Below are 11012 nucleotides of genomic sequence, written 5' to 3' on the forward strand. Positions count from 1 at the left end.
CTGTTTATTAACATCTTGCTAGACTAACAGATTGTGTCTTCTAGTCTAGAGCCTATCTTTTAATAAAAGGCTATTTAATGAAAAAAATCCTTATTGCTGTTTGTGGTAGTTTAATACTGTCTTCTTGCACATGGGTTAAGGTTACTTCAAATGGCGAAAGCGTACGTTTAGTGCAATCCGCCAGAACGGTCGAGTCATGCAAAAAACTAGGTCAAGTCACTGCTAAAGTTGAAAGCAAAATAGTGTTTAACCGTGATACGGAAAAAGTTGCGGATGAACTTGCGGATCTGGCACGTAATGAGGCCGCTTTGATGGGGGGCGATACGATTGCCCCCATTTCAGAAATTAATGACGGAAGACGTAGTTTCAGTGTTTATCAATGTTTCCCAGCCAGAATACAATAAGTGACATGAACCGCTGCCGATTTAGTATCAATTGTTAAAAGAACACTGCATCAAATAGCGCATGAATAAGTGTAAATTATGTGGCCAAGATTGAATAGATTGCACACAGCTTCATAGATAGCAGGTATCGTTAGCCTGTACCCCATTGATTTGAACCGGCGCACGCTTCGTTCTCTTACGCAAGTTTGCTGATGTAAAAGCTGAGTACGATTGTTCGCGTATTTGCAGTCAAAATACTCCAATTCAGCATAACTCAGATAAGCTACTCCCCTATTTTTATATTCTTTATGCTTATGGCTTCCAAAGCATCGACCGCTAGTACAGCAAAGGACAACCTGATTGTGGGCGTGGTCAGCCACGAGCAGAATCTGCATGACAGTCATACTTTACCCGAGATACTGCGTCATACTTTGAGGCTTCACGAGGCAAAGTGGCTAAACAAGCGATGTGACCGCGGCTATCGCGGCAAACGCGAAGTCAATGGAACACAGATCATTCTACCGGGGAAAGCATTAAAACGAGATACGCCGTTATCAAAGAGACAGAAAACGCAAACAATGCAGAAGGTGTGCAGCGATTGAGCCCATTATCGGTCACCTGAAATCGGATTACCGGTTGTCGAGAAACTACCTGAAGGGTGCGCTTGGCGATCACATCGACCTATTGATGGCCGCTGCTGCCTGGAACATGAAACAATGGTTGATAGCCATTTTCTGGCTCTTTTTTCCGTGAAGAAAGATGCAGATTGCTTGAATTCTTGGATGGAAACTCAAATCATCAGGTGCTACATTTTTATAGCCACTCATTTTTCCCGATAGCTTGCTTGGAATAATTATTGTTCGATACTTTTTCAGGGTTGACTACTTAGTGGCAATCCCGCCGAAACCATTACCGACTTCTCGCAAAAGCATCACTGTGATTTAATCATGATGGGCACGCGCGGCATGGGCGCGATCAAGAATCTATTGCTTGGATCAGTAGCAAGCAAGGTCATTCACCTTGCCGAGAAACCGGTGCTGCTTGTTAAATAACCCTATCAATATTTTTCCAGCTACTCAACTAACAGGCCTGTTAACTGTAAAACGCAATGGGGCATACCATGCCTTACTAGCCTCTATGTGTTTGGTTTTTGATTATAGGAAGGGATAACACTGATCACGCCTCGTATTCCAATGAATACTCGATGAGAAAGGATTTTTCGTTTCAATTTCCCAGCGCATTTTTCTTGATAGTTAACTTGACAGTACCAATAGAAAAATAAACCTTTTTCACGTATAATTTCATCTTCAATAACCAAGGCATTCAAACGAATCAATCTTGGTTCTGTTTTCCATATCTTGTCAGTTTCCAAGGAGTTTTTTGTGTCACAACGACCGCACGCCATCCTCGCACTCGCTGATGGAACAATTTTTCGTGGCGTGTCTATTGGCGTTGATGGCATAAAAACAGGAGAGGTTGCTTTCAATACCGCAATGACCGGTTATCAGGAAATATTAACCGACCCGTCCTATTGTCGGCAAATCATTACATTAACATACCCCCATATCGGCAACACGGGAATTAACCCAGAAGATTTCGAATCCGGCAATATCAACAAAGTTCATGCGGCGGGTTTGGTAATCCGCGATCTTCCTTTGATGGCAAGTAATTTCCGCAGAACCCATACTTTGTCTGAATTTCTCCAGGAACAAGAGGTCGTCGCGATTGCTGAAATCGATACCCGCAAGCTGACGCGCATTTTGCGGGAAAAAGGTGCGCAATCCGGCTGCATCATGGCAGGCGATGTAGATGAGGAAAAAGCATTACAAACTGCAAGAGGATTTCCCGGATTGGCCGGAATGGATCTTGCCAAAGTAGTCAGTTGCCGTCAATCGTATTCCTGGGCGGAAGGTGAATGGTCATTGGAGTCCGGTTTTCAGACCCCAGGAGATTTCCAATTTCACGTCGCAGCTTTTGATTTCGGCATCAAACGTACAATTTTGCGCAAACTGGCACAACGTGGTTGTAAAGTGACGGTTTTTCCGGCACAAACATCTGCCAATGAGATCCTGGCAACGCAGCCGGATGGCGTATTTCTTTCTAACGGCCCTGGCGATCCAGAGCCCTGCGATTACGCCATTTCTGCAACCCAGTCACTGCTGCAAAGCAATATCCCGATATTTGGTATCTGCCTGGGTCATCAATTATTGGGGTTAGCTAGCGGCGCGCGCACCGTAAAAATGAAATTTGGTCATCATGGTGCGAATCATCCGGTGCAAGATATAGCCAGCGGGAAAGTTATTATTACCAGTCAAAATCATGGATTTGCAGTCGATGCCGGTACATTGCCTGCCACGGCGCGCATCACGCATGTATCGCTGTTCGATGGCAGCCTGCAAGGCTTCGAATTAACCGACAAGCCGGCTTTTTGTTTTCAAGGGCACCCGGAAGCCAGCCCTGGACCCCATGAGGCTGATTACCTGTTTGATAAATTCATCACCATGATGCAGCGTCGTAAAAATAATTCCCAATAACTACTGCGTGACACCACGCTAGAAAGCATGCCTAAACGTACCGACATTCAATCCATACTCATCATTGGCGCCGGCCCCATCATTATCGGTCAAGCCTGTGAGTTTGATTATTCCGGCGTACAAGCCTGCAAGGCTTTGCGAGAAGAAGGTTACCGCATCATTCTGGTTAATTCCAATCCGGCCACCATCATGACTGATCCTGAAATGGCCGATGCAACCTATATCGAGCCTATTACTTGGGGAATGATCGAAAAAATCATTGCAATTGAGCGGCCACAGGCTTTGTTACCCACCATGGGTGGTCAAACTGCGCTGAATTGCGCGCTGGATCTGGTCAAACACGGCGTATTAGAAAAATATGCTGTAGAACTGATCGGTGCTTCGCGTGAGGCCATCGATATGGCGGAAGATCGAGAAAAATTCAAGCAAGCCATGACGCGCATCGGCTTGAACTCTGCTCGATCTGCAGTAGCTCATAGTATGGAAGAGGCATTGCAAGTCCAGGCTATGTTGGGCTATCCGGTGATTATCCGTCCTTCCTTTACCATGGGCGGAAGCGGTGGCGGCATTGCCTATAATCGCGAAGAATTTCTGGATATCTGCGAGCGTGGGTTGAAAACCTCCCCTACCAAGGAATTACTGATCGAAGAATCCGTAATCGGTTGGAAAGAGTTTGAAATGGAAGTCGTCCGGGATAAAAACGACAATTGCATTATTGTCTGCTCGATTGAGAACATTGATCCCATGGGCGTACATACCGGCGACTCGATTACGGTAGCACCCGCACAAACACTGACGGATAAAGAATATCAACTGATGCGCAATGCATCAATTGCGGTATTGCGTGAAATCGGTGTCGAAACCGGTGGTTCCAATGTGCAATTTGCCATCAATCCTGACGATGGTCGCATGCTGGTGATTGAGATGAATCCACGGGTTTCGCGTTCTTCCGCCCTGGCTTCTAAAGCAACCGGGTTTCCAATTGCCAAAATCGCAGCCAAGCTCGCAGTTGGTTACACCTTGAACGAATTAGGAAATGATATTACTGGCGGCATTATCCCTGCTTCATTTGAGCCGACAATCGACTATGTCGTCACCAAAGTTCCACGTTTTGCTTTCGAAAAATTCCCGCAAACCAATGATCGCTTAACGACCCAAATGAAATCCGTCGGCGAAGTCATGGCAATCGGACGCACGTTTCAGGAATCCTTGCAAAAAGCCTTACGCGGGCTGGAAACCGGTGTTGATGGGCTAGATGAAAAAACCGACAACCTGGAAACCATCCGAACTGAGCTTGCTAATCCTGGCCCGGAGCGGATCTGGTATGTCGCCGATGCTTTCCGTTGCGATTTTTCACTGGATGAAATTCATCAGTTGACGCATATCAATATCTGGTTCCTGGCGCAAATCGAGGACTTAATCAAACAAGAACAAGCGTTGACGAAGGTCAATCTGGAAGCACTGGATAAACAAGCATTACGCAAGCTGAAACGCAGTGGTTTCTCCGACCGGCGTTTGGCCAAGCTACTCAGCACCGACCAAACCGCAGTTCGTAAACAGCGACATCACTTTAACTTACGCCCTGTCTACAAACGCGTTGACACCTGCGCAGCCGAATTCACTACCGGCACAGCCTATATGTATTCGACCTACGAGGACGAATGCGAGTCTTCCCCCACGGATAAAAAGAAAATAATGGTCTTGGGTGGCGGCCCTAATCGTATCGGTCAAGGAATTGAATTTGATTATTGTTGCGTTCACGCCGCCTTAGCGTTACGGGAAGACGGTTTTGAAACCATTATGATCAACTGTAATCCAGAAACCGTCTCAACCGATTATGACACATCCGATCGATTATATTTTGAGTCATTGACATTGGAAGATGTGCTTGAGGTCGTCGCTGTAGAAAAACCTGATGGCGTAATTGTACAATACGGCGGGCAAACCCCACTTAAACTCGCGCGTGATCTGGAAGCCAATGGCGTACCGATTATTGGCACTAGTCCAGATATGATTGATTGCGCCGAAGATCGCGAGCGCTTCCAAAAAATGCTGCAGCAATTAGGCTTAATACAACCACCCAATCGCACCGTACGTAATCCCGAAGCAGCGCTGATTGCCGCCGAGGAAATTGGCTACCCGTTGGTGGTACGACCCAGCTATGTATTGGGCGGACGCGCTATGGAAATCGTGCACGAAAGATCCGATCTGGAACGCTACATGCGTGAAGCCGTCAAAGTTTCCAATGATTCCCCGGTATTATTGGATCATTTTCTCACTCACGCCACCGAAGTCGATGTCGATGCCATTTGCGATGGAGAAACCGTTCTGATCGGTGGCATCATGGAACATATTGAGCAGGCGGGCGTACATTCCGGAGATTCCGCATGCTCACTGCCTACCTTTAACTTACAACCTGAGATACTGGATGAATTACGTCGGCAAACTGCCAAAATGGCACGCGCACTGAATGTCATCGGACTGATGAATGTACAATTTGCGATTCAAGATGATACGGTTTTTGTACTTGAAGTCAATCCCAGAGCCTCACGTACTGTACCCTTCATTTCCAAAGCAACCGGCCTTCAACTAGCCAAGATCTCGGCACGCTGCATGACGGGAAGCTCTTTAATTGAACAAGGCATTACTGAAGAAGTAATTCCTGAATACTATTCGGTCAAAGAAGCTGTTTTTCCCTTTATAAAACTCCCCGGTGTTGATACGATATTAGGGCCGGAAATGAAATCTACCGGAGAAGTGATGGGCATGGGATCCACTTTTGCAGAAGCTTTTGTTAAGTCCCAGTTAGCAACCGACGTTCGCTTACCTACTTCCGGAAAAATTTTCATTAGTGTGCGGCGATCAGATAAATTGCATGCGGTTGAAATCGCGCGCAGCCTTGCAGGACTTGGTTTTACCCTTTATGCTACACGGGGTACTGCTGCTGCGATCACAGAAGCAGGAATAGCGGTTATTATTATTAACAAGGTTGCGGAAGGTCGGCCGCATATTGTTGACATGATTAAAAATGGTGAAATTAGTCTGATCATTAACACCGTGAAAAATCAACGCAGTGCAATACGAGATTCCTATTCAATTCGCCATGCTGCGCTCCAAGCGAAAGTGACTTACTATACAACGTTAGCCGGTGCACGTGCTGCCTGTATGGGCATCACCAATAAACGTGAATTGCAGGCTTATAATCTACAGAAATTGCATATACAACTCGAAACATAGATAAAATTGGATTCAATTTTTAGAAGCAGGATGAAAATGAAAGGCAAAAAATCACAATGAGCACTATTCCGTTAACCGTGGCTGGAGCTGAAGCATTACGCAAAGAATTGCATGAGCTGAAAACGATTCATCGTCCTTCCGTCATTACTGCAATTGCTGAAGCACGTGCTCACGGTGATCTTTCAGAAAATGCCGAATATGATGCCGCCAAGGAAAAACAAGGATTTATTGAAGGACGTATCGCCGACCTGGAAAGCAAACTCTCTAGTGCGCAAATCATCAATCCAGCGCTCATCAATGCAGATGGCGCTTGTGTTTTTGGTGCCACAGTTGAATTGGAAGATTTGCAAAGTAGCGAAGTTGTCACTTATCAAATCGTAGGGGATGATGAAGCTAACATTAAGGACGGAAAAATATCCATCAGCTCCCCCATTTCACGCGCACTCATTGGTAAGCATGCAGGAGATATCGCAGAAGTTCACGCACCTAGCGGTATTCGAGAATACGAAATATTGGACGTCAAGTATATCTAAATATGGAGTCAGACTCAGTTCTGAAAACTCCGTTTAGTGCGAAAAGGTGCACTTGTCTTTTTTTTCGACGGATGCCCTCCGTGTTTGTCTGTTTCTTCTGGTTTAGGTCGATAAATAACAAAAATTTTACCAATGTGCTGCACAGGTGCAGCATTTAACAGCCGGCATATCTCCTCAAACAGCTCATTTCTAGCAATCCGATCATCTATCTGTACTTTAACCTTAATCAATTCATGGCTTGAAAGCCCACGATTTAATTCTTCCATAACACTAGTGGATAATCCAGATTTCCCAATCATCACAACCGGATTCAATGCATGCGCTTGCGCTTTTAATTCACGCCGGTGGGCAATAGTTAGTGTTAACATAAATTCTCTTCAAACGTATTATTCTACTTGATGAAACGAGCCAAAACCAGTAAAGCCTGGATGAAGGAGCATGTTAACGATTTTTTTGTCAAACAAGCAAAAAAAGAGGGGTATCGTTCACGTGCTGCGTATAAGTTGCTTGAAATTACTGAAAGAGATCGCATACTAAAACCAGGACTGACTGTTGTTGATTTAGGCTCAGCCCCCGGCAGTTGGTCACAAGTAGCAAGCCATAAAATAGGTCACAGTGGCAAGGTTATTGCGGTAGATATTCTTGAGATGGCACCTTTACCCGGTGTAGAGTTTATTCAAAGTGATTTTAGAGAAGAATATGCCGTAATTGAATTAAAGAAATATTTGAGAGATCGTCAACCCGATCTTGTCATTTCAGATATGTCACCCAACATGAGTGGAATTATTATCAGCGACCAGGCTAAAAGCATGTATTTAGCAGAATTGGCATTAGCATTCTCAATGGAACAACTGAACTATGGCGGAAATTTTTTAGTCAAAGTTTTCCAAGGTAGAGATTTTGATCAATTCCTTTTCGATATGCGCGTTGGATTCAAAAACGTGACAATACGGAAACCCAAAGCATCGCGTGACCGCAGCAATGAACTATATCTATTAGGATTAGGAAAAAAGTAATTATTGAAGTTGATCAGAAATGAATAGATCCCCTCAGTGATTATAGTAAAAGTTAATGATAGGATAAGAGTTTGATAGCACATTTATTAAAAACGAACTATTCTGTTATAGTAAACAAAATCGAGTTAGAATGACTAATCGATGATTTTTAGGTGCAAACCAAGGAGCTATCTTGAATAACTTAATTAAAAACATGGCCATTTGGCTGGTAATTGCACTAGTGTTGATGACTGTATTTAATCAATTCAGCGTTCGTCAACCAACGCAAGTACCGATGGAATACTCGCAATTCATATCCGAATTGAATCAAGGCAGAATCGCCAAAGTTGTTATCGAAGGACGTACACTCAGAGGCACAAAGTCTGATGGTCGGCGCTTTACGACATATGCACCATCCGATCCCTGGATGGTGAGCGATTTATTGAAAGCTGGCGTTATTGTTGAAGCTAAACCGGAAGAAGAGCCATCCATGCTGATGAGTATTTTCATTTCATGGTTCCCAATGCTTTTGTTGATTGCAGTATGGATATTTTTTATGCGTCAGATGCAAGGTGGCGGACGTAATGGTGGTGCCTTCTCATTCGGCAAAAGTAAAGCACGTATGCTCGACAAATCAGCCAATACAGTAACTTTTAATGATGTAGCCGGTTGCGAAGAAGCTAAAGAAGAAGTTGCCGAACTGGTTGAATTTCTGCGCGATCCCACAAAGTTCCAGAAACTGGGTGGGCGTATCCCACGCGGTGTTTTGATGGTAGGTAGCCCAGGAACGGGAAAAACGTTACTGGCCCGGGCTATTGCTGGAGAGGCCCAGGTACCGTTCTTTAGCATTTCTGGCTCAGATTTCGTCGAAATGTTTGTCGGCGTGGGTGCATCCAGGGTTCGCGATATGTTTGAGCAAGCCAAGAAGCATGCGCCCTGCATCATTTTTATCGATGAAATTGATGCAGTAGGTCGCCAGCGTGGTGCAGGTTTGGGTGGCGGGAACGATGAACGCGAGCAAACACTTAATCAGCTACTGGTAGAAATGGATGGTTTTGAAGGGGCTATGGGTGTAATTGTAATTGCTGCAACCAACCGTCCCGATGTATTGGATCCAGCTTTGTTGCGTCCCGGTCGTTTTGATCGCCAGGTAACGGTGCCATTGCCTGATATACGCGGACGTGAGCAAATTCTGCATGTTCATATGCGCAAAGTACCACTGTCACCAGATGTAAAAGCAGATATTCTTGCACGTGGCACACCAGGCATGTCAGGTGCCGATCTGGCCAACTTGGTCAACGAAGCAGCACTATTCGCAGCTCGAAGTAATAAACGCCTAGTAGACATGGATGATTTTGAGCGTGCTAAAGACAAAATATTCATGGGCGCAGAACGACGCTCAATGGTGATGCCTGAACATGAGCGTAGAAATACTGCTTATCATGAATCAGGGCATGCTGTTGTAGCTCAATTACTGCCAAAAACTGATCCGGTACATAAAGTAACAATCATTCCGCGAGGCCGTGCTTTGGGGGTAACCATGCAACTGCCAACGGAAGATCGCTTTAGTATGGAACGTGAAGAAATTTTACAGAGGATTGCAGTGATGTTTGGTGGACGCATTGCCGAAGAAGTTTTTATGAAGCAAATGACCACAGGGGCATCTAATGATTTTGAGCGCGCAACAGATTTAGCGCGACAAATGGTAACCCAATGGGGGATGTCTGACGAACTTGGCCCAATGGTATATGGTGAAAATGAAGGCGAAGTTTTTCTTGGTCGCTCAGTAACTACTCATAAAAATATGAGTGAGGCAACCATGCAAAAAGTTGACGCGGAGGTTCGTCGCATAGTCGATGAACAATATGCGATTGCACGTAAACTAATTGAATCAAATAAAGACAAAATTGAGGCCATGACCAAGGCTCTACTGGAATGGGAAACAATCGATAGCGACCAGATTAAAGATATCATGGAAGATCGTCCACCACGTCCACCTAAACCACCGCAAATCATATCTTCAACTGCAAGCGATGAATCTGCAACGGAAGAAACTGAGGAACAAAGCGAATCATCAGCACCTCAAGAAGTTGCAAAAGAAACTGATTAATTAATGATAACTTAATTAACGGGATACGATTTTATAAAATCGTATCCCGTTTTTACTTGCTAGTTTATTATTTACTGTGCCGTCATTTCCACACAACTTTATTGCCTCATTCAATCGCCCTCTAATAATGGGCATTATTAACGTAACCCCTGATTCCTTTTCGGATGGTGGATTTTTTCTGTCAACACAACAAGCCATTGCGCATGCAAGAAGCCTCATTGACGAAGGTGCAGATATTCTTGATATCGGTGGAGAATCAACGCGCCCCGGGAGTCAATATGTCAGTGCTGATGAAGAATTAAGCCGCGTTATACCCGTTCTGGAAGCACTCGTTGATACCGCCATCCCTATCTCCATTGACACTTCCAAACCTGAGGTGATGAAACATGCAATCGAGGCGGGAGCTTCCATGATTAACGACGTTAATGCATTGCGCAATACAGGAGCATTGGAAACTGTAGCGCCACATAAACATGTGCAAATTTGTTTGATGCATATGCAGGGTAAGCCGCAAAATATGCAAGCCAATCCTTACTACATAGACATTGTCTCCGAGGTAAAAGATTATTTGCAGCAGCGAATTCAAGCAGCGAAAACAGCAGGCATTGCACTAAGCCGACTGGTTATTGATCCTGGGTTTGGGTTTGGTAAGACACTACAACATAACCTTTCATTACTTAATCATCTCAATGAATTCACTACATTGGGCACCCCCGTATTGGCAGGCTTATCCCGAAAATCCATGCTAGGTGCGATTACTGGGAATAACGTAGACCAGCGATTACATGAAAGTGTTGCCGCAGCCTTGCTTGCTGTTGCTAAAGGCGCCAAGATTGTGCGTGTGCATGATGTCAAAGCAAGTAAAGCAGCACTTGCTATTCACAATGCACTCCGGGATTATGATTGATAAATATAAATTGCCTAATCAACTAATTGCCAATAATGCTTTGTTTATTCTTTAATAGTAATTTCATAAATTGACTCACTAGTGTCCGGTTAAAAATCAAGCAGAATCAATTGGTTGCTATTCTGCCGCACATTGATTCTGGACACGTCGGTCTGCAAAACGCATGAAATATGGGTTTTCTCGAAAACTGACACCGATAAAATCTGTAATAAGTGTAAAGTGAGGCATTGAGATAAAGCTCCTTTTTAACAATGGCTATTAAGGAAACGCTGATCTATTCGATCACATCGAATAGACATGCAGAGGTTTGATA

Annotated in this window: 9 protein-coding genes and 3 pseudogenes; 10 read left to right on the plus strand and 2 right to left on the minus strand. The window is 44.6% G+C overall.

All coding sequences use genetic code 11. The features are described 5' to 3' along the window. Nucleotides 1-77 precede the first annotated feature (77 nt). The 7 genes and pseudogenes from QZV86_RS12030 to greA all read left to right on the plus strand — a co-directional run bounded on the left by QZV86_RS12030 (nt 78) and on the right by greA (nt 6687). Nucleotides 78-404 carry a DUF4156 domain-containing protein gene (locus QZV86_RS12030; RefSeq protein WP_295628457.1) on the plus strand — a complete coding sequence of 109 codons (327 nt, stop codon included), beginning with the start codon at nt 78-80 and terminating at the stop codon, nt 402-404. A gap of 293 nt (nt 405-697) precedes the next feature. Further along, the gene (locus QZV86_RS12035) at nt 698-985 is read left to right on the plus strand and encodes a hypothetical protein (protein WP_295628460.1); all 288 of its coding nucleotides are present in this window, start codon (nt 698-700) and stop codon (nt 983-985) included. Continuing rightward, a pseudogene (locus QZV86_RS12040) lies at nt 966-1091 on the plus strand (hypothetical protein); the annotation flags it as partial. The gene QZV86_RS12035 and the pseudogene QZV86_RS12040, both read left to right, overlap by 20 nt. A 188-nt stretch (nt 1092-1279) precedes the next feature. Continuing rightward, a pseudogene (locus tag QZV86_RS12045) lies at nt 1280-1435 on the plus strand (universal stress protein); the annotation flags it as partial. 330 nt (nt 1436-1765) lie between these two features. Next, nucleotides 1766-2917 (plus strand): glutamine-hydrolyzing carbamoyl-phosphate synthase small subunit, encoded by a 1152-nt coding sequence (gene carA / locus QZV86_RS12050; protein WP_295628462.1) that lies wholly within the window; start codon nt 1766-1768, stop codon nt 2915-2917. Between the two features lie 27 nt (nt 2918-2944). Further along, nucleotides 2945-6154 carry a carbamoyl-phosphate synthase large subunit gene (gene carB / locus QZV86_RS12055; RefSeq protein ID WP_295628465.1) on the plus strand — a complete coding sequence of 1070 codons (3210 nt, stop codon included), beginning with the start codon at nt 2945-2947 and terminating at the stop codon, nt 6152-6154. A 56-nt stretch (nt 6155-6210) separates the two neighbouring features. Next, nucleotides 6211-6687, plus strand: coding sequence for a transcription elongation factor GreA (greA, locus tag QZV86_RS12060; protein ID WP_293007234.1), 477 nt, complete (start codon nt 6211-6213; stop codon nt 6685-6687). 14 nt (nt 6688-6701) lie between these two features. Here the strand turns inward: greA and yhbY are convergent, their stop codons facing one another. Then, nucleotides 6702-7055, minus strand: a complete 354-nt coding sequence (yhbY, locus tag QZV86_RS12065; RefSeq protein WP_295628470.1) for a ribosome assembly RNA-binding protein YhbY — start codon at nt 7053-7055, stop codon at nt 6702-6704. A gap of 30 nt (nt 7056-7085) precedes the next feature. Between yhbY and QZV86_RS12070 the strand changes: the two genes are divergently transcribed. The 3 genes from QZV86_RS12070 (at nt 7086) to folP (ending at nt 10699) form a co-directional block, all read left to right on the plus strand. Beyond that, nucleotides 7086-7703 (plus strand): RlmE family RNA methyltransferase, encoded by a 618-nt coding sequence (locus QZV86_RS12070; protein WP_295628473.1) that lies wholly within the window; start codon nt 7086-7088, stop codon nt 7701-7703. 172 nt (nt 7704-7875) lie between these two features. Continuing rightward, the gene (ftsH, locus tag QZV86_RS12075; RefSeq protein ID WP_295628476.1) at nt 7876-9792 is read left to right on the plus strand and encodes an ATP-dependent zinc metalloprotease FtsH; all 1917 of its coding nucleotides are present in this window, start codon (nt 7876-7878) and stop codon (nt 9790-9792) included. A gap of 127 nt (nt 9793-9919) precedes the next feature. Continuing rightward, nucleotides 9920-10699: a dihydropteroate synthase gene (gene folP / locus QZV86_RS12080; protein WP_295628478.1), complete on the plus strand. Its 780-nt coding sequence runs from the start codon at nt 9920-9922 to the stop codon at nt 10697-10699. A gap of 89 nt (nt 10700-10788) precedes the next feature. Here folP and QZV86_RS12085 read toward each other — a convergent pair. Next, nucleotides 10789-10961: pseudogene (locus QZV86_RS12085) on the minus strand (IS4 family transposase); the annotation flags it as partial. Between the last annotated feature and the right edge of the window lie 51 nt (nt 10962-11012).

The organism is uncultured Nitrosomonas sp. (genome assembly GCF_902826915.1).
In the GTDB taxonomy this organism is placed as follows: Bacteria; Pseudomonadota; Gammaproteobacteria; order Burkholderiales; family Nitrosomonadaceae; genus Nitrosomonas.